Annotated in this window: 18 protein-coding genes; 10 read left to right on the forward strand and 8 right to left on the reverse strand. The window is 70.9% G+C overall.

Going from position 1 to position 23582, the window contains the following annotated elements:
* Positions 1-14 precede the first annotated feature (14 nt).
* Positions 15-2141 (reverse strand): alpha/beta fold hydrolase, encoded by a 2127-nt coding sequence (locus OG335_RS15750; protein WP_405011741.1) that lies wholly within the window; start codon positions 2139-2141, stop codon positions 15-17.
* Positions 2142-2439: 298 nt separating this feature from the next.
* On the opposite strand from OG335_RS15750, the gene OG335_RS15755 reads away from it, so the two are divergent.
* The 10 genes from OG335_RS15755 to OG335_RS15800 all read left to right on the forward strand — a co-directional run bounded on the left by OG335_RS15755 (position 2440) and on the right by OG335_RS15800 (position 15477).
* A complete protein-coding gene (locus OG335_RS15755) occupies positions 2440-2634 on the forward strand; it encodes a DUF2304 domain-containing protein (protein WP_405011742.1) in 195 nt (64 codons plus the stop codon).
* Between the two features lie 28 nt (positions 2635-2662).
* Positions 2663-3550: an N-acetyl-1-D-myo-inositol-2-amino-2-deoxy-alpha-D-glucopyranoside deacetylase gene (mshB, locus tag OG335_RS15760; protein WP_405011743.1), complete on the forward strand. Its 888-nt coding sequence runs from the start codon at positions 2663-2665 to the stop codon at positions 3548-3550.
* Complete coding sequence (locus OG335_RS15765) at positions 3547-3999, forward strand: DUF6113 family protein (protein ID WP_405011744.1); 453 nt, start codon at positions 3547-3549, stop codon at positions 3997-3999. The genes mshB and OG335_RS15765 overlap by 4 nt, the downstream gene beginning before the upstream one ends.
* Positions 4000-4319: 320 nt before the next feature.
* Positions 4320-6686 carry a hypothetical protein gene (locus OG335_RS15770; RefSeq protein WP_405011745.1) on the forward strand — a complete coding sequence of 789 codons (2367 nt, stop codon included), beginning with the start codon at positions 4320-4322 and terminating at the stop codon, positions 6684-6686.
* Positions 6687-6951: 265 nt separating this feature from the next.
* On the forward strand, positions 6952-8676 hold the full coding sequence (locus OG335_RS15775) for an ABC transporter family substrate-binding protein (RefSeq protein WP_405011746.1): 1725 nt from the start codon (positions 6952-6954) through the stop codon (positions 8674-8676).
* 487 nt (positions 8677-9163) lie between these two features.
* Positions 9164-10189 carry an ABC transporter permease gene (locus tag OG335_RS15780; RefSeq protein WP_405011747.1) on the forward strand — a complete coding sequence of 342 codons (1026 nt, stop codon included), beginning with the start codon at positions 9164-9166 and terminating at the stop codon, positions 10187-10189.
* 110 nt (positions 10190-10299) lie between these two features.
* Entirely contained in the window at positions 10300-12069 is a 1770-nt protein-coding gene (locus OG335_RS15785; protein WP_405011748.1) for an ABC transporter substrate-binding protein, read from the forward strand.
* Positions 12070-12247: 178 nt separating this feature from the next.
* Positions 12248-13225: an ABC transporter permease gene (locus tag OG335_RS15790; protein WP_405011749.1), complete on the forward strand. Its 978-nt coding sequence runs from the start codon at positions 12248-12250 to the stop codon at positions 13223-13225.
* 55 nt (positions 13226-13280) lie between these two features.
* Complete coding sequence (locus OG335_RS15795) at positions 13281-14351, forward strand: ABC transporter ATP-binding protein (protein ID WP_405011750.1); 1071 nt, start codon at positions 13281-13283, stop codon at positions 14349-14351.
* Positions 14352-14382: 31 nt separating this feature from the next.
* Complete coding sequence (locus OG335_RS15800; protein ID WP_405011751.1) at positions 14383-15477, forward strand: ABC transporter ATP-binding protein; 1095 nt, start codon at positions 14383-14385, stop codon at positions 15475-15477.
* Between the two features lie 81 nt (positions 15478-15558).
* On the opposite strand, the gene OG335_RS15805 is transcribed toward OG335_RS15800, so the two are convergent.
* From OG335_RS15805 to OG335_RS15835, 7 genes are all read right to left on the reverse strand, one after another.
* Positions 15559-16626, reverse strand: a complete 1068-nt coding sequence (locus OG335_RS15805) for an ABC transporter ATP-binding protein (protein ID WP_405015417.1) — start codon at positions 16624-16626, stop codon at positions 15559-15561.
* 13 nt (positions 16627-16639) lie between these two features.
* The gene (locus OG335_RS15810; protein ID WP_405011752.1) at positions 16640-17692 is read right to left on the reverse strand and encodes an ABC transporter ATP-binding protein; all 1053 of its coding nucleotides are present in this window, start codon (positions 17690-17692) and stop codon (positions 16640-16642) included.
* A gap of 16 nt (positions 17693-17708) precedes the next feature.
* Positions 17709-18707, reverse strand: coding sequence for an ABC transporter permease (locus OG335_RS15815; RefSeq protein ID WP_405011753.1), 999 nt, complete (start codon positions 18705-18707; stop codon positions 17709-17711).
* The gene (locus OG335_RS15820; RefSeq protein WP_405011754.1) at positions 18700-19626 is read right to left on the reverse strand and encodes an ABC transporter permease; all 927 of its coding nucleotides are present in this window, start codon (positions 19624-19626) and stop codon (positions 18700-18702) included. The genes OG335_RS15815 and OG335_RS15820 overlap by 8 nt, the downstream gene beginning before the upstream one ends.
* A gap of 80 nt (positions 19627-19706) precedes the next feature.
* On the reverse strand, positions 19707-21338 hold the full coding sequence (locus tag OG335_RS15825; protein WP_405011755.1) for an ABC transporter substrate-binding protein: 1632 nt from the start codon (positions 21336-21338) through the stop codon (positions 19707-19709).
* A gap of 166 nt (positions 21339-21504) precedes the next feature.
* Complete coding sequence (locus OG335_RS15830; protein ID WP_405011756.1) at positions 21505-22521, reverse strand: ABC transporter ATP-binding protein; 1017 nt, start codon at positions 22519-22521, stop codon at positions 21505-21507.
* Entirely contained in the window at positions 22514-23569 is a 1056-nt protein-coding gene (locus tag OG335_RS15835) for an ABC transporter ATP-binding protein (RefSeq protein ID WP_405011757.1), read from the reverse strand. Before OG335_RS15835 ends, OG335_RS15830 begins: the two co-directional genes overlap by 8 nt.
* Positions 23570-23582 lie beyond the last annotated feature (13 nt).

The raw sequence follows: 23582 nt of genomic DNA on the forward strand, positions 1-23582 counted from the left end.
CGTGCACGGCGGCGTCAGAGGCCCAGCGACCTCTGCAGGAACTCGACCTGGAGCAGCAGGAGGTTCTCCGCGACCTGCTCCTGCGGGGTCATGTGGGTGACCCCGGAGAGCGGCAGCACGGTGTGCGGACGCCCGGCGGCCAGCAGCGCGGAGGAGAGCCGCAGGGTGTGCGCGGCCACGACGTTGTCGTCCGCCAGCCCGTGCACGATCATCAGCGGCCGCTCCAGCTTCGGAGCGTCGGCGGTCAGCGAGTTGGCGTCGTACACCTCCGGCCGCTCCGCGGGGTGCCCGAGGTAGCGCTCGGTGTAGTGCGTGTCGTAGAGCCGCCAGTCGGTGACCGGCGCCCCGGAGACCGCCGCGTGGAAGACGTCCGGGCGGCGCAGCACGGCGAGCGCGGCGAGGTAGCCGCCGTACGACCAGCCGCGGATCGCGACCCGGGCGAGGTCGAGCGGGAACTCCTCGGCCAGCGCGTGCAGGGCGTGCACCTGGTCGTCGAGGGTGACCCCGGCGAAGTCGTGGGCGATCGCCTTCTCCCAGGCGGGGCTGCGTCCGGGGGTGCCGCGGCCGTCCGCGACGACGACGGCGAAGCCCTGGTCGGCGAACCACTGCGAGGTGAGGTGCGGGTTGTGGGCCTGCACGACGCGCTGCCCGTGCGGGCCGCCGTACGGGTCCATCAGCACCGGCAGGAGGCCGTCGCGGTCCCGGTCGTAGCCGGTCGGCAGGAGGACGGCGGCGGGCACGCGCCGCGTCCCGGCGAACCGGAAGACGGGCCGGGCGGTGAGCAGCGGCGTCTCGGCGTGCGAGGCGACGGCGGCGACGGCGACGGCGGTACCGTCGCGGAGCACCTGCACGGTGGTGCCCGGCCGGTCGGCGGCGACGGTGGAGAGCACGGTGACGCCGCCGGCGTGGACGGCCGCCGCGGCGCCGTCGCCGTCCGGGCCGAACGGCGCGACGCCGTCCGGCCCGGCCCGGAAGAGGCCGGTCCAGCCGGGCGGGCGGCCCTCGCCGGCGGCGCCCTCGGAGGCGGTGAAGTGGACGGCGTCGGCGGTGACGGCCCACACCGACCTCACGTGCAGCGTGTCGTCGGTGACGGTCCGCCCGTCGACGACCAGGGCGCGGACGCCGCCGGTGTCGCCGATCCGCACGAGGCGGCCGTCCGGGGTCCAGGCGGGTACGCCGGTGAAGAGCTCCAGCCAGGTGTCGTCCTGCTCCTCGACGAGCAGCGCGGTGATGCCGGTCGCCGGGTCGACGGTGCGGATCTGCTGGCTGCGCTGGTCGCGGGCCTGGACGAGCAGCAGCGGGGCGCCGCCCGCCGACCAGTGCACGCGGGCGAGGTACGGGTACGCCTCGTGGTCCCAGATGACCTCGGTGCGGGTGCCGTCGAGGTCGACGAGCCAGAGCCCGACCTCGGCGTTGGGGGTGCCGGCGGCCGGGTAGGCGACCTCGGCGGGGGCGCTGCCGGGGTTGGCCGGGTCGGCGATCCACCAGCGCTGCACGGGCGTGTCGTCGGCCCGGGCGACGAGCAGGCGCCGGCTGTCGGGCGACCACCAGAAGCCGCGGTCGCGGCCCATCTCCTCCTGGGCGGCGAACTCGGCCTGCCCCCAGGTCACGCCGTCGGTCTCGGGTTCGGCGAGGGCCCGGTCGCCGCGTCCGTCGGTGCGGGTCACGTGCAGGGCGCCGGAGGTCGTGGCGTAGGCGACGTGGCTGCCGTCGGGGGCGGGGCGCGGGTCGAGGAGCGGCCCGGCGGCGGGCAGTTCGCGGGTGGTGCCGGCGGCGAGGTCGGCGGTGAAGAGGCGGCCGGAGAGCGCGAAGGCGGCGAGCGAGGCGGAGGCGTCCAGGGCGTAGCCGACGATGCCGGCGGAGCTCTCGCGGCTGCGCTCGCGGCGGGCCCGTTCGGCGGCGGAGAGGTTCTCCTCGCCGCCGCCGAGCAGGTCGGCCGGGTCGGCGGCCACGCGCTCCTCGCCGGTGGCGGGGTCGAGGGTCCACAGCCGGTTGGCGCGGTCCCGGCCCGAGCCGGACCGCAGGAAGACGATCCGGCCGCCGTCGGGTGCGACGGCGAAGGACCGGGGTGCGCCGACGGTGTAGCGCAGGGTGCGCGCGTACTGCCGCGGGAAGGTGTCCGCAGGGTTCTCGGTGGTCATGGCACCCGACCCTACGGCCTGCCCCCGGTGGTGATCACTCGTTCGGAGCAGCCGTGCGGCGCGGCTCGCCGAGGGCCCTCACGCCCCGTCCCACCGGCCGCTGGGCCGTCCGGAGCACCCGTGCGGCGCGGCGCGCCGCGTTCACACAACGTCATGGAACGCTCACCGATCGGGTATGTGTTGCTCATCCCGATACGGATCCGGACCGTCCCCTTCCCTCCGGCCCCGGATCGGGCCCGTCCCGCACGACCGCCGCCCGCCCCGCGGGCCGCGCACCCGAGAAAGGGCGTGAGCCGTCATGGCTTTGTCCGTCTCCGCAGCTGTGCTGATGCTCGTCATCGTCGTGGTCCTGGTCCGCCGGTCGGGCCTGAAACTCACCCACGCGATCATCTGCGCGCTGCTCGGCTTCTACCTGGCCTCCAGCTCGATCGCCCCGTCGATCCAGGAGGTCACCAGCAACGTGGCAGGGATGATCAATGGCCTGAAGCTCTGACGGACGGCCGGTCGCTAGGCTGACGGACATGACCGCAGCCTCCGACCGCCGGCCCCGCCGACTGCTCCTGGTGCACGCGCACCCCGACGACGAGTCCATCGTCAGTGGTGCCACCATGGCGCGGTACGCCGCCGAGGGTGCCGGGGTCACGCTGGTGACCTGCACCCTCGGCGAGGGCGGCGAGGTGATCGGCCCCGAGCTGGCCCACCTGGCGGCCGACCGGGACGACGCCCTCGGCCCGTACCGGATCGGCGAGCTGACCGCGGCGACGGCCGCGGTCGGCGTCGAGGACGTCCGCTTCCTGGGCGGCCCCGGCCGGTACCGGGACTCCGGGATGATGGGCCTGCCCGACAACGACCGGCCGGGCTGCTTCTGGCGGGCCGACGTGGACGAGGCCGCGGACCACCTGGTCGCCGTCGTCCGCGAGGTCCGCCCGCAGGTGCTGGTGACGTACGACGAGAACGGCGGCTACGGGCACCCGGACCACATCCAGGCGCACCGGGTCGCGATGCGCGCCCACGAGCTGGCCGCCGACCCGGCGCACCGGCCCGACCTGGGCCCGGCGTGGCGGATCGCGAAGGTCTACCACGCCCGGATGCCCCGCTCGGTGATCGAGCAGGGCCTGAAGGAGACGGCGGCCGCCGGGCTGTTCCCGGGCACCGCGTCGGTCGCCGACGTCCCCGGCGTGGTGGACGACGAGGTCGTCACGACGGTGCTGGACGGCGCGGCGTACGCCGCCGCGAAGGCCGCCGCCATGGCGGCGCACGCCACCCAGATCACCGTCGACGGCGGGCACTTCGCCCTCAGCAACGACCTCGGCCAGCCGCTGGTGGCGACCGAGTACTACCAGTTGGTGCGCGGCGTGCCGGGCGGCCCGCTGCCGGAGACCGATCTCTTCGCCGGGGTGGACCTGTGAACCCGAAGCACGTCCTGGGCACCCGCGCCGAGCGGCTGGCCGAGCCGCTCCCCCCGCGCGGGCTGCGGGTGGCGATCTACGCGGTGCTGTTCCTGCTCGGCTGCGCGGTGTCGTTGTGCGGAGCCTTCGTGCAGGCCCTGTGGCCGCCGTTCGGGGTGCTGCTGGCGGTCCTCGCGAGCGCGGGGCTCTTCTACGGCGGGCTACGGGCGACCGGCACCAAGCTCGGCGCGGGCATCCCGCTGGCGGGCTGGTTCGTGATGCTGATGGTGCTGATGGCGCCGCGTCCGGAGGGCGACTTCGTCCTGGCGGCCGACCTGACCTCGTACGTCTACCTGTTCGCCGGCGCGGTGTCGGGCGTCGTCTGCGCGACCCTGCCGACCCGGACGGGCTTCACGTTCGGGGTCCCGCCGGCCGACCGCCCACGGCCGGTCAGGCAGCCGCACCCCTAGTGTCATAGCGGAATTATCGGACGTATCGGGTTCTTTCCGTTCCCGATCGCCGCCCGGCGCTTCCCAGTATGGTGGTGCCGGTGCAGGCGCCCCGGCCCTACGGCCGGGGAACGACGGCCCCGGATTCCTCGGGTGCGGGGCGGGAAGGTACCTTCAGCCCCAACCCCGTGGTGGCGGCGCCGTCTCGGCCGGCACGTGAAGAAGCTGGTGTCGGAGGGTCCGTCCGACCCGCACCGCGGCCCCGCCGCACGCGGGACGGCGCCCCACAACCCGTGGTCGGTGCCGTCCGGCGCGAACCGCGAACCCGGAGCAGAGCAGCATTGAGCAGCCGCGAATCTGACAGCGCGTACCCGCCGCCCCGCGGGGGCAACCCCGGCCGTCGGCCGGCCGACGGCGCGGACGCCTACCCTTCCGGCACCCCGCCGTACGGCACCGGCCTGCCCGGCACGGGCCTTCCCGGCGCCGCGGCCTTCGCCCACGGCGCCAGCGACGACCCCTTCGGCACCGCGGCGCAGGCCGCTGCCGTCGGAGGACCCGGCGAGGACGTGCCGAAGACCGAGACCACGCTGACGACCCGGATCCGGATCAACATCCCCGGTTCCCGGCCGATCCCGCCGGTCGTGGTCCGCAGCCCCGTCAAGAACGAGGAGCCCCCCGCCGCCCCTGCCCCGGCACCCGCTCCCGCACCGGCCCCCGCGCCGGAGCCCGGCGCGCGCCGGCACCGCGCCGGCACCGGCGGCTCGCCGGTGCTGGGCGTCATGGACAGCGGCACCTCCACCGCGACGCCGGAACTCCCGCCCGAGTGGCAGGAGCCCCGTCCGGGCCGGCCCGACGGCGGCAACCCCGAATCGACCGGCGAGTGGTTCCGTCCGCGCCCGAGGGGCCGTCAGGACGGACCCCCGGCAGGATCCCCGACCCCCGCCCCTGCCCCTGCCGCGGGCGCCGCACCGCGGGCCGCCGGACCGCGCGGCCCCGTCATCGGCGAGCAGCGGCAGGCCCCGCGGCCGACCGGCGCCCCCGCCACCCCCTTCGCGGGCGGCCGGGACGACGCACCGCAGGACCCGTACGCCGCGCAGCCGCAGGATCCGTACGCCGCCCGGCCGCAGGACGCCTTCGCGGGCGCCCAGAACCCGTACGCACCCCAGCAGGACCCGTACGCCGCGCAGCCGCAGGACCCGTACGCCGCGCAGCCGCAGGACCCCTTCTCGGCACCGCCGCAGGAGCGGGCCGAGCCCGGCCGGGGCCGTCGCCCGGCCGGCCGGTTCGCCGACGACCCGTTCGCCGTCCCGGCGCCGGGGCACGACGAGCACCCGCAGCAGCACGCGGCGGACCCGTTCGCGGGTGGCGCCGGTCAGGACAACCCGTTCCGCACCGGCCCGGCCGACCCGTTCGCCGCGGGCCGTGCGGCCGCCGCAGCGGCGGGCGAGCCGGAGGACACCCAGATCGGCGGCTTCGAGCCGATCCGGGACGACGCCCGGCCCGGCGGCATACCCGGCACGCCGGCCGCCGACCCGTTCGGCACGGCCCCGGCGGTCGCGGACCCCTTCGCCGCCCCGTACGCCCCGCCGCAGGCCGCGGACCCCTTCGCGGCGGACCCGTTCGGCACCGACCGGCCCGCCGACCCGTTCGGCGGCTTCCCGGGCACCCCCGGACCGGGTGCGCCGGAGCCGGTTCCGGCGCCCGCCGCGGCCCCGCCCACCGAGACCCCGGCCGCACCCGCGGCCGCCGCGGCTCCGGCCAAGCGCCGCGGCCGCGGCCGCAAGCTGGTCGCGTACGCGGTCGTCGGCGTGCTGTTCGTCGGCGCGGCGGCGTACGGCACCGGGCTGATGCTCAATCAGGCCGACATCCCCAAGGGCACCACGGTGCTCGGCACCGACATCGGCGGCGACACCCGCGACCAGGCGGTCAGCACGCTCGACGGCACCGTGGCGAAGACCGGCCGGGAGCCGCTCAAGCTGAAGCTCGCCGGGCAGGCGCTGACCCTCGACCCGACCACCGCCGGGCTGAGCTTCGACACCACCGCGACCGTCGACGGGCTCACCAGCCACAGTTACAGCCCGGTCGAGGTGATCGGCTCGCTGGCGGGCGGCAGCAAGGCCGTCGCACCGGAGGTCAAGGTCGACCGGGCCAAGCTGAAGGCCGCCCTGGAGGAACTGGCCGGCAAGGCGGGCCAGGGGCTGCAGGAGGGCCGCGTGGAGTTCACCGCGACCGGCCAGACCCAGGTGGTGGCCGGCAAGCCCGGCCAGGCCCTCGACCCGGCCGCCGCGGCGGACCAGGTGGAGCAGGCCTACCGCAAGCGGGCCGCCGGGCTGGCCGAGGGCGAGATCGCGCTGACCCTGGCGGCCGCTCAGCCGAAGGTCGGCGAGGACGCCCTCAAGGCGGCCGCCGCCGGCCTCGGCAAGCAGGTGCTGGCCGGCAACGTCACGCTCAAGGCGGGCACCAAGAAGTGGGACTTCGGCAAGCTGACGGCCAGCAGGGCCCTCACGCTCGCCCCGGACGCCTCCGGCAAGATCGTGCTCACCTGGGACCTCGCCAAGCTGGACACCGCCCTGGGCGGCGTCTTCGACCGCTCGAAGACCCGGAAGAGCGGCGCGCTCGCGCCGATCACCACGCAGGACGTCGCGGACGGCATCGCCTCCGTGCTCGACAAGACCGGCAAGGAGCGGGTCTTCGTCTTCCCCGCCTGACCCGTTCCACCAGCACCGGCCGAGGAGGCCGGGTCCGCGGCGCCGCCGCAGGCCCGGCCTCCTCGGCGTTCCTGGCGGTTACTCGCCAGTGGCGGGGCAGAACGGGACAAAGTGGCCCACGCGGCGGTCGGCCGGTGCACGTTACCAATCCTTGATCGGTGCACCGTCGACAAGCCGACCGCCCGCTCAGCAGGATTCCCCAAGCCGAGCCGTCCCGCCCCTGCCGTCGGCCACCCCCGCCGCACCGCACCGCTGGGAGACCCGCGTGAACAGACCCCGGTTCCCGATCGCCGTGACCGCCGCCGCGGCCGCCCTCGCCCTGGCGCTCTGCTCGTGTTCGAGCACGGGCGCCGACGGCGGGACGACGCTGGGCGCCCCGGCGAGGGCCGCCGACGCGGGCCTGGCCGGGATGACCCGGACCGACGTCAACGGGCACGCGCGGACGGACCTCCGCCGGGGCGGCGGCCTGCAGTGGGCGATCGACCAGCTGCCCGCCCAGTGGAACCCCCTGCACGTCGACGGCACCGGCCCGGCCACCCTGGCCGTCACCAAGGCACTGCTGCCGACGTTCTGGCGGTCGGACGCGGGCGGCACCCAGACACCGAACCAGGCCTACCTGCTGGACGCCGTCACCGGCACCACGGCCGACGGCCGGCAGACCGTCACCTGGACGCTCAACCCGAAGGCGCACTGGTCGGACGGCACCCCGATCACCTGGAAGGACCTCCAGGCGACCTGGAAGGCGCTGCGGGGCACCGATCCCGGCTACCGGACGGCCTCGACGGCCGGCTTCGACCGGGTCGAGTCGGTGGCCCGCGGGCTCGACGACCACCAGGCCGTCATGGTGTTCCGCACCCGCTTCGCGGAGTGGCAGGCGATGTTCAACAACGCCGCCAACGCCCCGCTGCTGCCCGCGGCGTACGTCGGCACCGCCGAGGGGTTCAACACGGCCTTCCTGGGCCGCCTGCCCGTCTCCGCGGGCCCGTTCCGCCAGGCCGGCACCGACCGCGAGGCGCACACCGTCACGGTGGAGGCCGACCCGGGCTGGTGGGGCGAGAAACCCCTGCTCGACCGGATCGTCTTCCGCGCGATGGAGCCGGCCGACATGGCCGAGGCGTTCACCCGGGGCACGGTCGACTACTTCGACGTCTCGCAGGACGCCACGGGCTACCGCACGGCCGAGGCCGCGCCGGACGGTGCCGTCCGCAAGGCCGGCGGCCCCAGCATGCGCGTGCTGGCGCTGAACGGGCGCAGCCCGCAGCTGACCGACCCGGCCGTGCGGCGGGCGGTGCTGCAGGCGATCGACCGCGAGACCATGGCCCGCACCGGGCTCCAGGGGCTCGACTGGCCGTACACGCCGATGAACAACCACTTCCTCGTGCCCGGCCAGAACGGCTACCAGGACAACTCCGCCGGGCTCAGCCAGTACGACCCGCAGGCGGCCTCCGACGCGCTGGAGGCGGCCGGCTGGCACAGCGAGGGCGGACGGACCCGCACCCGCGACGGCACGGAGCTGAGCCTGCGGCTGGTGACCCCGGCCGGCAGCATGCTGGCGGCGAACGAGGCCGTGCAGGTGGTCCAGGACCTCCGCGCGGTGGGGGTGCGGGTCACGGTGGAGTCCACCGCGACGGCCGGCTTCCTGGACGCCCACGTGAACCGCCACGACTTCGACCTGACCGTCTTCGGCATGGTCGGGACACCCTTCCCGGCGACGTCGTCGCGCGGTACGTTCCAGCAGGGCGCGGGGGGCAACGTCAGCCAGGTCGGCAGTGATGCACTCGACCGGGCGATGGACGCCGCCGCTTCGGCGACGACCACCGAGGAGGGGTACAAGGCGATCAACCGGGCCGATGAGGAGGCCTGGCGGGTGGCCGGCCTGGTGCCGCTCTACCAGCGCCCGGCGATCTACGGCGTACGGCGGGCGCTCGCCAACCTCGGCGCCCCCGGGCTCTCGGACACCGTGTACGAGAACATCGGCTTCGAGAAGTAGGGCGGAATAGGCGGCGAAAACTCGCCAGTGGCGTGAATTTGCCATCAAGGGGACCCCTAATAGGCACCGGACCCGGCCCCAGCGCGCCCCTGAATTCCCCCGGACACACCTGGAAACGGTAGTGTCCGATTATCGGACATCCAATTGCACCGGACAAAGGTGCATGGAGAGCGTGAAATCGGACATCGTGTCTACGCGCATCGACCAACCGCAGAGTCGAACACCGCGTCCTGATAGCGGAGTTGCGTCGCGCGAGTTACGGACTTGTGAACACGCTTTAGATGTTTATGTCCGGTTTCGACCGTCTCACAGCGCGCATGTCAAGCGGTTTCGGGCTACGAAGTGGTTGACATTCCAGCACGAAGCAAAAAATAGGTGTCCGGCAACTGAGGAACTCTTGACGTTCGATAAACGAGTTGCGAGAGTCCGTGCATCCAACTTTTTTCTCCTTGCTGCTACACAGACCACGGTCGGGAGCTTTAGCACCATGACGACGCCAACCGGGACCACGGTGGAGGACGACTCCGTCCTCGTCGGGTCCACGTCGGACCTCGCCGGCAACAAGCCGGCCGGGCTCCTCGGGCGCACGCCGGGCCAGATCGCCTGGAGCCGCTTCAAGCGCAACCGCACCGGAGTGGTGTGCGCCGGGATCGTGATCTTCTACGTCCTGGTCGCCGTCTGCGCACCCCTCATCTCGGCGCTGTACGGCAAGGACCCGTACGCCTTCTACGGGCTGCGTGACGTGACGCTGCTCGACGAGTTCAACATGCCGCTCGGCGTCAACGGCGGAATGAGCGGCGAGTACTGGTTCGGCGTCTCGCCGCAGACCGGCCAGGACGTGTTCACCAACATCATCTACGGCGTCCGCACCTCGCTGGGCATCGCGGTGGTCATCGTGATCGTCTCGACCCTGGTCGGCGCGGTCGTGGGCATCGCCCAGGGCTACCTCGGCGGGAAGTTCGACTACTTCGTCGGCCGCTTCACCGACCTGCTGCTCGCGATGCCCTCGCAGCTCTTCTTCATCGCGTTCACGCCGATCGTGCTGAACCTCTTCGTGCCGCTCAACAAGGAGACGCCCACCCACATCCGCATCGTCGCGATGTGGACGGTGCTGTCGTTCCTCGGCTGGATGGGCCTCGCCCGCCTGCTGCGCGCCATGACGCTGAGCCTGCGCGAGCGCGAGTACGTCGAGGCCGCGAAGATCGCCGGTGCCTCCTCCCGGCGCATCATCTTCAAGGAGCTGCTGCCCAACCTCTCCACCACCATCCTGGTGCAGACCACGCTGATGCTCCCCGCGATGGTCACCGCCGAGGCAGGCCTCTCCTTCCTCGGCGTGGGCATGGTCAGCCCCACGCCGGACCTGGGCCGGATGTTCGCCGATGCCGCGCAGTACTACGACACCGACCTCGCCTACCTGATCTTCCCGGGCCTCACGCTGACGATCTTCGTCCTCGCGTTCAACCTGCTCGGGGACGCGGTCCGGGACGCTCTCGACCCGAAGACCATCCAGTAACACCGCACCCTCGCACCACAGCACAGCACAGCACCCCGTCCGGCAGTACCGAACCGGCCCCGGCTCTCGCGCTGACCAGACATCACATGCCCAGTGACAGGTAGGAATCCATGAGACTTCGCAAGGCAGCGTACGTGCCCGCGATGCTGGCCATCGGCGCCCTGGCCCTGACCGGCTGCTCCAGCAACGCTGGCAGCGGCAAGTCCGGCGACAAGGCCGGCAGCGCCAAGTCCGAGGTGCAGAACTTCGGCCTGGGCACCCTGGCCGACTCCACCGGCCCGGCCCCCGCCGTCGCGGGTTCCAAGACCGGCGGCACCGCGTACGGCATCGAGTCTGCAGGTCTCGACCACCTCGACCCCGGCCAGATCTACGTCAACGAGTACCAGGCCATCGCGGCGCTCTACAACCGCACCCTGACCAACTACAAGGTCGACCCGGTCAGCGGCAAGACCATCCTGGTCGGCGACCTCGCCACCGACACCGGCAAGACGTCGGACAACGGCAAGACCTGGACGTTCACCCTCAAGGACAACCTGAAGTTCGAGGACGGCTCCGCCATCACCTCGAAGGACGTCAAGTACGGCATCGAGCGCCTGTACGCGGCCTACCAGGACCAGGGCCCCGCCTTCATCCAGGAGTGGCTGTCCGGCGCCGACTACCGCAAGGTCTACGAGGGCCCGTACGGCGGCAAGGAGCTCGGCGAGGACGTCATCGGCACCCCCGACGACAAGACCATCGTCTTCCACTTCAAGGAGGCGCACCTCGACGCCCCCTACGCGGCCGCGATGCCCAACATCGCGCCGATCCAGAAGTCGAAGGACACCAAGGAGAAGTACGACGTCCACCCGGACTCGATCGGTCCCTACAAGATCGCGAGCCACGAGCCGGACAAGTCCATCAAGTTCGTCAAGAACCCGATGTGGGACCCGAAGTCGGACCCGATCCGCCACCAGTTCGTGGACTCCTGGGAGTTCGAGCTCGGCATCACGAACCCGGCGCTCACCACCCGCCTGATGGCCGGCAACGGCAACGACAAGAACGCCATCACGCTCGTCCAGGCCGCCGACGCGCCGAACATCGCGAAGATCTCCGGCGACGCGTCCTACAAGGACCGCCTGGTCAGCAAGTTCATGCCGTTCGTCGACGTCTTCGACATCAACAACACCCGCGTGAAGGACCCGAAGGTCCGCAAGGCCCTCGCGCTCGCCTTCCCGCGCGCCCAGGTCTACAAGCTCCTCGGCGGCGCCGCCACCGGCGACATGGCCAACAACCTCATCAGCCCGACCGTTTCGGGCTGGAAGGACACCGACCCGCTGGGCCTGAAGGCCAAGCCCGAGGGTGACCCGGTGGCCGCCAAGGCCCTCCTGAAGGAGGCCGGCGCGGAGAACTACCCGATCGTCCTGGCGTACGCCAACACCCCGCGCTGGCAGCCGATCTCGGCCGCCGTCCAGGAGGCCCTGAACTCGGCCGGCTTCAAGGTCGAGCGCAAGGAGCTGGACCCGACGACCTACTACTCGGTCATCGGCAAGAAGGACAACCCGTACGACCTGTACCGCACCGGCTGGGGCGCCGACTGGCCGGTCGCCTCGACCGTCATCCCGCCGGTCATGGACGGCCGCAAGATCGCCGACGGTTCGCCGAACTACTCGCACTACAACAGCGAGGCGAACAACGCGGAGATCGACCGCATCCAGGCGATGACGGACCAGAAGGCCGCTGCCGACGAGTGGATGAAGCTCGCCGACAAGATGCTCGCCGACGCCCCGAAGATCCCGACCACCTACTCGAAGTTCTACCAGGTGTACGGCGCGGGTCTGGGTGCCGTGGGCTTCAACGAGGTCATCGGTGCCATCGACGTGAGCAGCATCTACGTCAAGTAAGCACCGCACGGCGGCGGGAGACCCTCCTGCCACCCCACCCGGTGGGGGCCGCTCGACCGAGCGGCCCCCACCGGGCCCACTGCCGACCACCCACAGGCCCTCATCCGGGCCCCGACCGTGCCAGGCACTCTCCACGACGCGGCCGCCGCCGGCGCCCTCACTCGGAAGAGCCCAACCCATGCTCAGATTTCTCATCCGCCGGGCGCTCGGCGCGATTGTCATCCTCTTCCTGCTGGTCCTGTTGACGTACCTGGCGGTCATGACGCTGCCGGTCGACCAGGCCATGCTCAGCTGCCCGAAGACCTGCACCCCCCAGCAGCTGGAGAACCTCAGACACAACATGGGTCTGGACAAGTCCATGCCCGAGCAGGTGTGGACGTACATGCGCGGCCTGGTGGTCGGCACGCAGTACAGCGACGGCTTCTGCCACGCTCCCTGCCTGGGCTACTCCTACGGGCGCAACGACTACGTGTGGAACATCATCGTCTCCAACTACCCGGCCACCTTCGTGCTGGCCTCGGGTGGGGCGATCTGCTTCCTCGTCATCGGCGTGACCCTGGGCATGCTCTCCGCCTGGAAGCAGGGCAGCACCTTCGACAAGATCGCCAGCTCGGTCTCCCTGCTCGGCCAGTCGACGCAGATCTACTTCATCGCGCCGCTGTCGATCGCGCTGTTCGTCACCACGCTGCACTGGATGGACAAGCCCGGCTACACCCCGTTCACCGAGGACCCGGCCGCGATGTTCGCCGGGATGCTGCTGCCGTGGCTCGTGATGTCGGTCATCTTCTGGTCGAACTACAGCCGCCAGGTACGGTCGCTGATGATCGAGCAGCTCTCCGAGGACCACATCCGCGCGGCCCGCGCGAAGGGCATGTCGAACCGGTACGTCTGGTGGCGCTACGCCCTGCGCGGTGCGATGGCCCCGGTCATCACCATCTTCGGCATCGACCTCGGCGCGGTCTTCTCCGGCGCGATCATCACCGAGTTCTCCTTCGGCATCCACGGTCTCGGCATGCTGGCGGTGCGCTCGGTCGTCACCCAGGACACCATGCTGGAGCTGGGCGTCCTGATGATCAGTGCCGCGTCGATCCTGATCTTCAACATCATCATCGACGCCGCGTACGGCCTCCTCGACCCCCGGGTGAGGATCGGATGACCGGCCCCGCATCCGTCCCCGCCCCGCACCGCCCGCTCCCCGAGGAGATCCGACCGTGAGCACCCTCACCAAGGCCGAAGACACCCAGGCGCCGAAGGCCGGCACCCCGTTCCTCAGCGTCCAGGACCTGCGCGTCCGCTTCCGCACCGAGGACGGCGTCGTCAAGGCGGTCAACGACCTGAGCTTCGAGCTCGAAGCCGGCCGCACCCTCGGCATCGTCGGCGAGTCCGGCTCCGGCAAGTCGGTGTCCAACCTGGCCGTCATGGGCCTGCACAACCCTCGCAACACCACGGTCGAGGGCTCCGTGAAGCTGGAGGGCCAGGAACTCCTCGGCCTGCCGCAGCGGGAGCTGGAGAAGCTCCGCGGCAACAAGATGGCGATGATCTTCCAGGACTCGCTGGCCGCGCTCTCGCCGTACTACACGGTCGGCCGGCAGATCGCCGAACCCTTCATGAAGCACACCGGTGCGAACAAGAAGGAGGGCCGGGCGCGCGCCATCGAGATGCTCGACAAGGTCGGCATCCCGCAGCCCGACAAGCGCGTCGACTCGTACCCGCACCAGTTCTCCGGCGGCATGCGCCAGCGCGCCATGATCGCCATGGCGCTGGTCTGCAACCCCAAGCTGATCATCGCGGACGAGCCGACCACCGCGCTCGACGTGACGGTGCAGGCGCAGATCGTCGACCTCCTGAAGGACCTCCAGCAGGAGTTCGGCACCTCGATCGTCTTCATCACCCACGACCTCGGCGTGATCCGCGAGATCGCCGACGACGTGCTGGTGATGTACGCGGGCCGGGCCGTCGAGCGCGGCACGATGCGCGAGGTCCTCAAGACCCCGCAGCACCCCTACGGCTGGGGCCTGCTGAGCTCGATCCCGCGGATCAACGCCTCGGTCGACGTGCCGCTGGCGCCGATCCCGGGCACCCCGCCGAGCCTGCTCAACCCGCCGTCCGGCTGCGCGTTCAACCCGCGCTGCGAGTACCGCGAGCTCGTCACCGGCGACCGCTGCCGCACCGACCGGCCCGCGCTGGAGCTCGCCAACGGCCACCTCAGCGCCTGCCACCTCACGGGCGCGCAGAAGCAGTCCATCCTCACCGAGCAGATCCTGCCCCGGCTGAGCAGCTGATCAGACCTCGGTAAAGGACTAAGGAAATCCCATGAGCGCAGAGAAGACTCTGAGCGAGCCGGCCGCCACGGCGGCTGCCCCCGGCAGCCCGCTGCTGGAGGTCTCCGGCCTCACCAAGCACTTCCCGGTGATGGGCGGCTTCCCGTTCCGCCGCCAGGTCGGCGCCGTCCAGGCCGTCGACGACGTCAGCTTCACCGTCGCCGAGGGCGAGAGCCTCGGCCTGGTCGGCGAGTCCGGCTGCGGCAAGTCGACGACCGGCCGTCTGATCACCCGGCTCTACGAGCCCACCGCGGGATCGGTCAAGTACCTCGGCCAGGAGATCGCGCACGCCTCGCGCAAGGAGCTCGCGCCGATCCGGTCCGAGATCCAGATGATCTTCCAGGACCCGTACTCCTCGCTGAACCCGCGCCACACGGTCGGCACGATCATCACCGGCCCGATGGAGATCAACAACATCAACCCGGCCGGCGGCCGCGAGGCCCGGGTCAAGGAGCTGCTGGAGATCGTCGGGCTCAACCCCGAGCACTACAACCGCTTCCCGCACGAGTTCTCCGGCGGCCAGCGCCAGCGCATCGGCGTCGCCCGCGCGCTCGCGCTCAACCCGAAGCTGATCGTGGCGGACGAGCCGGTCTCCGCGCTCGACGTGTCGATCCAGGCGCAGGTCGTCAACCTGCTGCAGAAGCTGCAGCGCGAGCTCGGCATCGCGTTCGTCTTCATCGCGCACGACCTCTCGATCGTGCGGCACTTCTCGCAGCGCGTCGCGGTCATGTACCTCGGCAAGATCGTCGAGATCGCCGACCGCGAGTCGCTGTACGCGCGGCCCCGCCACCCGTACACGCACGCGCTGCTCTCCGCCGCGCCGGACGCCGACCCGGACAACATCTCCGCCGAGCGCATCCGGCTGGTCGGCGACGTGCCGTCGCCGCTCAACCCGCCGTCCGGCTGCCGCTTCCGCACCCGCTGCTGGAAGGCGCAGGACAAATGCGCGACGGAGGAGCCGCCGCTGCTGCAGATCGCCGGCAGCACCGACGGCCACCTGACGGCCTGCCACTTCCCGGAGGACAAGGCCGTCGTGGCGACCGCCCCGGCGGAGCTGCCCGAGCAGCGGGCCGCCAAGACGCTCTGACGCGTCCCCCCGGCACGACGGCGGCGGGCCCCTTCCTCCGGGAAGGGGCCCGCCGCCGTTCGCCGTCCACGGCCGCCGCGCTCAGGGCCTGATGTCGCGCTCCGCCGCGAAGTGACACGCCGCGTCGTGCGCCGCCCGCCCCTTGAGCCACTCCCGCACGGTCAGCTCCGGCACCTCCTCGGCGCACTTCTCCTGGGCCTTCCAGCAGCGGGTGCGGAAGCGGCAGCCGGAGGGCGGGTTCGCCGGCGAGGGGACGTCGCCGGTGAGCACGATCCGGTCCCGGTCCTCGCGGGCGGTCGGGTCGGGCACGGGTACGGCGGAGAGCAGCGCCTGGGTGTACGGGTGCGTGGCGTGCTCGTAGATCTCCTCGTCCGAGCCGATCTCGACGATCTTGCCGAGGTACATCACGCCGACGCGGTCGGAGATGTGCCGGACGATCGAGAGGTCGTGCGCGATGAACATGTACGACAGGTTGAACTCGCCCTGCAGCTGCTCCAGCAGGTTGATGACCTGCGCCTGGACGGAGACGTCGAGGGCGGAGACCGGCTCGTCGCAGATGATGATCTCGGGCTTGAGCGCGAGGCCGCGGGCGATGCCGATGCGCTGGCGCTGGCCGCCGGAGAACTGGTGCGGGTACCGGTTGATGTACTCCGGGTTCAGCCCGACGACGTCCAGCAGGTCCTGGACGGCCTTGCGCCGGTCCCGCTTGGGGGCGACCTCGGGGTGGATCTCGTACGGCTCGCCGATGATGTCGCCGACCGTCATCCGCGGGTTGAGCGAGGTGTACGGGTCCTGGAACACCATCTGGATGTTGCGGCGCACGGCCTTCAGGGCCGAGCCCGACAGTTTGGAGATCTCCTCGCCCTTGTAGCGGACGGACCCCGCGGTGGCCGGCTCCAGGTTCATCAGCACCTTGGCGAGCGTCGACTTGCCGCAGCCGGACTCGCCGACGATGCCGAGCGTCTCGCCCTGCATCAGGTCGAAGCTGACGCCGTCGACCGCCTTGACCGCGCCGACCTGCTTCTTGAAGAGGATGCCCTTGGTGAGCGGGAAGTGCTTGAAGAGGTCGCGCACCTCCAGGATCGGTTCGCCGCGGCTCACCGGCTTCTCGAACGCGGCCTCCTCCGGTGCCGTGGCCGAGGAGCCCATCGCGGTGGATCCGTCACTCGTCATGGAGCGTCTCCTTCCAGAAGAAGCAGGCGCTGCCCCGCCCGGGGGCGGGCACGCCGTCGTCGCGGGTCACGTCGAAGAGCTGCGGCACCTCCTGGCGGCAGACGTCCTGCGCGCGCGGGCAGCGCGGGTTGAAGGCACAGCCGGGCGGGATGCGCATCAGGTTGGGCGGCAGGCCCTTGATCGCGTAGAGCTCCTGCCCCTTCTGGTCGAGCCGGGGGATGGAGTCCAGCAGCCCGCGGGTGTACGGGTGCGCGGGGCTGGCGTACAGCTCGTGGACGGGGGCGGTCTCGACGATCCGGCCCGCGTACATGACGGCGATCTTGTCGGCGACGTCCGCGACCACGCCCAGGTCGTGCGTGATGAGGATCAGGCCCATGTGGTACTCGGCCTGCAGCTCGGCGAGCAGGTCCATCACCTGCGCCTGGACGGTGACGTCCAGGGCGGTGGTCGGCTCGTCCGCGATGATCAGGTCGGGCTCGAGGGCCAGCGCCATCGCGATCATGATGCGCTGGCGCATGCCGCCGGAGAACTGGTGCGGGAAGTCGTTCACCCGGTCCTTGGCCGCGGGGATGCGGACGCGGTCCATCAGCTCGATCGCCTTGGCCCTGGCCTCCTGCCGGGAGGCGCCCTCGTGCGCGCGGAACATCTCGCCGAGCTGGTAGCCGACGCTCAGCACCGGGTTGAGCGAGGACAGCGCGTCCTGGAAGATCATCGCGATCTTCTGGCCGCGGATCCGCCGGCGCTCCTCCTTGGACATCGTCAGCATGTTCTCGCCGCGGTAGAGGATCTCGCCCTGCGGGATCCTGGCGGGCGGCATGTCGAGGATGCCCATGATCGCCTGTGCGGTGACGGACTTGCCGGAGCCGGACTCGCCGAGCACCGCCAGCGTCTCGCCCGCGCTGACGCTGTAGTTGACCCCGTTGACGGCCCTGGCGACACCGTCGCGGGTCTTGAACTCGACGTGCAGGTCACGGACGTCCAGCAGCGGCCCCTCGTAGGGCTGCTGCCGGACGCCTTCGACCGACTCGATGGAGGTGTTCACTGTCGCGTCCCCTCGCTCAGCGCAGCTTCGGGTCGAGGGCGTCGCGCACCGCGTCGCCCATCATGATGAAGGCCAGCACGGTGACGGAGAGCGCCGCGGCCGGGAAGAACAGGGCGTACGGGGCGGTGCGGATCACCTTCTGGGCCGACGAGATGTCGACGCCCCAGGAGATCGTCGGATCCTGCAGGCCGATGCCGAGGAAGCTGAGCGTCGCCTCGGCGGCGATGTAGCCGCCGAGCGCGATCGTGGCGACCACGATCACCGGCGCGAGGGCGTTCGGCAGGATGTGCCGGAACATCAGGCGTCCGGTGCCGGCGCCCAGGGCCCGGCCGGCGACCACGTAGTCGGCCTGCTTGACCGTCAGCACGGCGCCGCGCATGACGCGGGCGATCTGGGTCCAGCCGAGGACGGCGAGCGCGATCACCACCGTCCAGACGTTGCGGGTGGTGAAGGCGTTCAGCAGCACCAGGGCGCCGAGCAGGAGCGGGATGCCGAAGAACACGTCGGTGATCCGGGAGACGACGGTGTCGACCACGCCGCCGAAGTAGCCGGCGACCATACCGGTGAGGCCCCCGAGGAGCGTGACGGCCAGGGTGACGCAGATGCCGACGGTGATCGAGGCGCGGGCCCCGTAGATGACCCGGGCGTAGATGGAGCGGCCCTGACCGTCGTAGCCGAACCAGCCGGCGCCGAAGAAGTCCGTCCAGTCCGGCGGCTTCAGGAAGTCGTTGACGAGGTCGGCCGCGCGCGGGTTGGTGTCGGTGAAGAGCTGCGGGACGATCGCCATCAGCAGCAGCAGGACGAGCAGCAGCGACGAGACGATGAAGATCGGCCGCCGCCGCAGGTCGCGCCAGGCGTCGCCCCAGAGGCTGCGCGCCTCCTCCCGCTTGACCGGGTCGGGCTCGACCATCGTCTCGTGCTCCACGGACAGTCCCTGGCTGCCGGCGTATTCGAGGTGGTCGCTGAACGACGGGTTGGGCGGCAGCTGCTCGTGGGGGTCGGGCACGTCAGGCATAGCGGATCCTCGGGTCCAGGACGGCGTAGAGCAGGTCGACGACCAGGCTGGCGACCAGGTAGACGATGACCAGCACGGTGACGATGCCCACCACCGTCGGGCCCTCCTTCTGGCTGACGGCGCGGTAGAGGATGTTGCCGACGCCCTTGACGTTGAAGATGCCCTCGGTGACGATCGCGCCGCCCATCAGGGCGCCGAGGTCGGTGCCGAGGAAGGTCACCACCGGGATCAGGGAGTTGCGCAGCAGGTGGCGGGTGATCACCGTGCGCTTCGGCAGGCCCTTGGCGACGGCGGTGCGCATGTAGTCGGCGCGGAGGTTCTCGCCGATCGAGGTGCGGGTGAGCCGGGCGACGTACGCGAGGGACAGGGAGGCCAGCACGATGCCCGGCAGGATCAGCTGGGTGATGTCCTCGGAGTCCTGGACCGTGGGTGTGACCCACCCCAGATTCGTCGCGAAGACGGTCTGGGCGATGTAGCCGAGCACGAACACCGGGATGGAGATCACCAGCAGGGTGATGACCAGCACCATGGTGTCCACCAGGTGGCCGCGCTTCAGGCCGGAGACGAGCCCGAGCGGGAGGCCGACGAAGATCTCGAAGAAGAACGCGACCAGCGCCAGCCGGATGGTCACCGGGAAGGCGTCGGCCATGATCTCGGAGACCGGCCGGCCGGTGAAGCTGGTGCCGAAGTCCAGGTGGAGCACGTTGTTCATGTAGTGCAGGTACTGCTTCCAGAGCGGCTGGTCGAGGTAGAACTGGTGCCGCAGGTTGGCGACCTGCGCCGGGTCCGCGGCCTTGTCGCCGTACATCGCGGCGATCGGGTCGCCGGGCAGGGTGTAGACCATGAGGAAGATCAGGAGCGTGGTGCCGATGAACACCGGGATCATCTGCAGCACCCGCCGTAGGACGTAGCTGCCCATGGGTGCCTCCTTCCGCTGAGGCGGCTAGTGCCGGGGCCCCGCCCTCCGTGCGGGGAGGACGGGGCCGGCCGGCGGGGTGGTCAGCTCTTGACCTCGACCCCGGTCCAGTTGGGGTTGCCGAACGAGTCGAACACGACGTTCTGCACGTTGGTGGAGAAGCCCGAGTTGGTGCGGTAGTACCAGAGCGGGATCGCCGGGAAGTCCTGCGCCAGCACGGCCTCGGCCTTCTGGTAGCCGGTCGCGGTGGCGTCGATGCTGTCGGCCTGGTCCGCCTCGGTGGAGAGCTTGTCGAACTCCGGGCTCGAGTAGCCGAAGTCGTTCGAGGCCGCGCCGGTGCGGTAGACGTCCGCGAGGAAGTTGGCGTTCAGCGGGTAGTCCTGCACCCAGCCGGTGCGGAAGGCACCGTTGATCTGGTGCCCGGTGATCGCCGCGCGGGCGGTCTTGAAGTCGGTCTTCGGGTCGCCGACGCAGTTGACGCCGGTCGCCTGGCGGATCGAGTTGCAGACCGCGTCGACCCACTCCTTGTGGCCGCCGTCCGCGTTGTACGTGATCTTCAGACTGTTCCCGGGGACGCCGCCGCCCTCCTGGATGAGCTGCTTCGCCTTGGCCGGGTCGTAGGTGCAGAAGTCACCGCAGGTGCCGGCCTTGTAGCCCTGGACGCCCTCGGCGGTCCACGCGGAGGCGGGCGCACGGGAACCCTGGAGCACGGTCTTGGTGATGGTGTCGCGGTCGATCGCCATCGACAGGCCCTGGCGGACCTTGGCCGTGTTCGCGCCGGCCCACTCGGGCTGGTAGAGGGTGAAGCCGATGTTCTGGATCGCGCCCTGCGGGGAGTCGACCGCCCGGTCGCCGAGGTCGGTCTTGTAGGTGGCCAGCGCCGAGGGCGGCACCTGGTCCATCACGTCGAGGTTGCCGGACTGGAGGTCCGCGTAGGCGGCCTCGGCGGTGGTGTACATCTTGAAGACGACACCGCCGTTCTTCGGCTTGTCGACGCCCTGGTAGTTGGCGAAGGCCTTGGTGACCACCTGCGAGTTGTGGTCCCAACTCACGAACTGGTAGGGGCCGTTGCCGATCGGCTTCTGGCCGTAGCCCGCCGGGTCGTTGAAGAAGGCCTGCGGCAGCGGGGAGAAGGCGACGTAGCCGAGCTTGTACGTGAAGTACGAGACCTTGGTGTACAGCTTGATCGTGAAGTGGGTGTCGTCCGTGACGGTCAGGCCCGACATCGTCGTCTTGGTCGGGTTGCCGCTCTCCGGGTGGACGTCCTTGTAGCCCTCGATGTCACCGAACCAGGAGCTGTTGATCTGGTTGTTGGCGGTGGTGGCCGCCCAGTTCCAGGCGTCGACGAAGCTCTTCGCGTTGACCGGCGACCCGTCGTGGAAGGTCCAGCCCGTCTTGAGCGTGACGTTGAAGGTCTGGGCGTCCGAGGTCTCGATGCTCTCGGCGGCCTGGTTGCGGAGCTCGCCGTTCTCGGGGTTGTAGTCGACCAGGCCCTTGAAGAGGTTCTGCACGATCCGGCCGCCGCCGGTCTCGTTGGCGTTGGCCGGCTGCAGCGGGTTCTGCGGCTCGCTGCTCTGGTAGCTGAAGGTCTTGCCGGAGTCGGAGGCCCCGGTGCCTCCCCCGCTGTCACCGCTGCTCCCGCATCCGCTGGCCACGAGGGCCACGGATGTCGCACCGATCAGGGCCCAGCGCTTTCGTGTGGCGCTTGCGGACATGGAGCTTCCTCCTCAGGACGTGTGTCGCATCACACCCCATGAGAAACAAGGTCACGCGGCGGCGCGCGCGGGGTACCGCCGGATGGGTGCACGGAGAGTGATCCCGTCCGCGGACGCCGCAGGGCCCGGACCCGTCGCCGGTGTCCGGGCCCTGCTGACGTGCCGGTCAGACCGCCGCGACCTCGCGGACGGCGGCGAAGTGGCAGGCCGACTCGTGCCGGGCCGGGCCGTCCGGGACGGACGGCACCGCGAGCAGCGGCACCTCGGTCGAGCAGCGCTCCTCCGCCTTCCAGCAGCGGGTGCGGAAGCGGCAGCCGGAGGGCGGGTTCGCCGGCGAGGGGATGTCGCCGGAGAGGATGATCCGCTCGCGGTTCTCCCGGCCGGTCGGGTCGGGCACGGGTACGGCGGAGAGCAGCGCCTGGGTGTACGGGTGCGTGGCGTGCTCGTAGATCTCCTCGTCCGAGCCGATCTCGACCATGGTGCCGAGGTACATCACGCCGACGCGGTCGGAGATGTGCCGGACGATCGAGAGGTCGTGCGCGATGAACATGTAGGAGAGCTCGAAGTCGTGCTGCAGCTGCTCCAGCAGGTTGATGACCTGTGCCTGGACGGAGACGTCGAGGGCGGAGACCGGCTCGTCGCAGATGATGATCTCGGGCTTGAGCGCGAGGCCGCGGGCGATGCCGATGCGCTGGCGCTGGCCGCCGGAGAACTGGTGCGGGTACCGGTTGATGTACTCCGGGTTCAGCCCGACGACGTCCAGCAGGTCCTGGACGGCCTTGCGCCGGTCGCCCTTGGGGGCGACCTCGGGGTGGATCTCGTACGGCTCGCCGATGATGTCGCCGACCGTCATCCGCGGGTTGAGCGAGGTGTACGGGTCCTGGAACACCATCTGGATGTTGCGGCGCACGGCCTTCAGGGCGGCGCCGGACAGCTTGGAGATGTCCTCGCCCTTGTAGAGCACCTGGCCGGCGGTGGCCCGCTCCAGGTTCATCAGCACCTTGGCGAGCGTCGACTTGCCGCAGCCGGACTCGCCCACGATGCCGAGCGTCTCGCCCTTGTGGAGGGCGAAGGAGATGCCGTCGACGGCCTTCACCGCGCCGGTCTGCTTCTTGAAGAGGACGCCCTGGCTGAGCGGGTAGTGCTTGACCAGGTTCCGGACCTCCAGGATCGGCTCAGCCATGGAGGGTCTCCTTCCAGAGGTGGCAGGCGCTGCGGCGGCCGGCGAGCTCGGCACCGTCGCGGTCGAGCACCTGGTGCAGCACCGGGGTCTCGGTGCGGCAGAGGTCGGTGGCCGCCTCGCAGCGCGGGTTGAACGCACAGCCGGCCGGCACCCGGTAGAGGTTCGGCGGCAGACCCTTGATCGCGTAGAGCTCCTCGCCCTTCTGGTCCAGCCGGGGGATCGACCGGAGCAGGCCCTTGGTGTAGGGGTGCGCGGGGTTGGCGTACAGCTCGTGGACGGGGGCGGTCTCGACGATCCGGCCCGCGTACATGACGGCGATCTTGTCGGCGACGTCCGCGACCACGCCCAGGTCGTGCGTGATGAGGATCAGGCCCATGTGGTACTCGGCCTGCAGCTCGGCGAGCAGGTCCATCACCTGCGCCTGGACGGTGACGTCCAGGGCGGTGGTCGGCTCGTCCGCGATGATCAGGTCGGGCTGGAGGGCCAGCGCCATCGCGATCATGATGCGCTGGCGCATGCCGCCGGAGAACTGGTGCGGGTAGTCGCCGACCCGCTGGGCGGCGGCCGGGATGCGCACCCGGTCCATCAGCTCGATCGCCTTGGCCTTCGCCTCCTTGCGGGAGGCGCCCTCGTGCACGCGGAACATCTCGCCGAGCTGGTAGCCGACGCTCAGCACCGGGTTGAGCGAGGACAGCGCGTCCTGGAAGATCATCGCGATCTTGCGGCCGCGGACCTTCCGGCGCTCCTCGTCGGACATGGTGAGCATGTCGCGGCCGCGGTAGAGGATCTGGCCGGCCGTGACGCGGCCGGGCGGCATGTCGAGGATGCCCATGATGGTCTGGGCGGTCACGGACTTGCCGGAGCCGGACTCGCCGAGCACGGCCAGCGTCTCCCCGGCGGCCACCGAGTAGTTGACGCCGTTGACGGCCTTGGCGACACCGTCGCGGGTCTTGAACTCGACGTGCAGGTCACGGACTTCGAGCAGCGGCGTGCCGGGCACGAGGCGGCCCGCGGGCGCCGTGGCGGTCTTCTCGATCGCAGTGGTCATGGTGTCTCCGCCT

This window comes from Kitasatospora sp. NBC_01539 (genome assembly GCF_045040525.1).
Taxonomy (GTDB): Bacteria; Actinomycetota; Actinomycetes; order Streptomycetales; family Streptomycetaceae; genus Kitasatospora.

Bases quoted from the DNA above. Each gene is read 5' to 3' on its own strand.
- OG335_RS15750 (WP_405011741.1), bottom strand. From the start codon at position 2,141: ATGACCACCGAGAACCCTGCGGACACCTTCCCGCGGCAGTACGCGCGC.
- OG335_RS15755 (WP_405011742.1), top strand. From the start codon at position 2,440: ATGGCTTTGTCCGTCTCCGCAGCTGTGCTGATGCTCGTCATCGTCGTG.
- mshB (WP_405011743.1), top strand. From the start codon at position 2,663: ATGACCGCAGCCTCCGACCGCCGGCCCCGCCGACTGCTCCTGGTGCAC.
- OG335_RS15780 (WP_405011747.1), top strand. From the start codon at position 9,164: ATGACGACGCCAACCGGGACCACGGTGGAGGACGACTCCGTCCTCGTC.
- OG335_RS15785 (WP_405011748.1), top strand. From the start codon at position 10,300: ATGAGACTTCGCAAGGCAGCGTACGTGCCCGCGATGCTGGCCATCGGC.
- OG335_RS15790 (WP_405011749.1), top strand. From the start codon at position 12,248: ATGCTCAGATTTCTCATCCGCCGGGCGCTCGGCGCGATTGTCATCCTC.
- OG335_RS15800 (WP_405011751.1), top strand. From the start codon at position 14,383: ATGAGCGCAGAGAAGACTCTGAGCGAGCCGGCCGCCACGGCGGCTGCC.
- OG335_RS15805 (WP_405015417.1), bottom strand. From the start codon at position 16,626: ATGGGCTCCTCGGCCACGGCACCGGAGGAGGCCGCGTTCGAGAAGCCG.
- OG335_RS15815 (WP_405011753.1), bottom strand. From the start codon at position 18,707: ATGCCTGACGTGCCCGACCCCCACGAGCAGCTGCCGCCCAACCCGTCG.
- OG335_RS15820 (WP_405011754.1), bottom strand. From the start codon at position 19,626: ATGGGCAGCTACGTCCTACGGCGGGTGCTGCAGATGATCCCGGTGTTC.
- OG335_RS15825 (WP_405011755.1), bottom strand. From the start codon at position 21,338: ATGTCCGCAAGCGCCACACGAAAGCGCTGGGCCCTGATCGGTGCGACA.
- OG335_RS15830 (WP_405011756.1), bottom strand. From the start codon at position 22,521: ATGGCTGAGCCGATCCTGGAGGTCCGGAACCTGGTCAAGCACTACCCG.
- OG335_RS15835 (WP_405011757.1), bottom strand. From the start codon at position 23,569: ATGACCACTGCGATCGAGAAGACCGCCACGGCGCCCGCGGGCCGCCTC.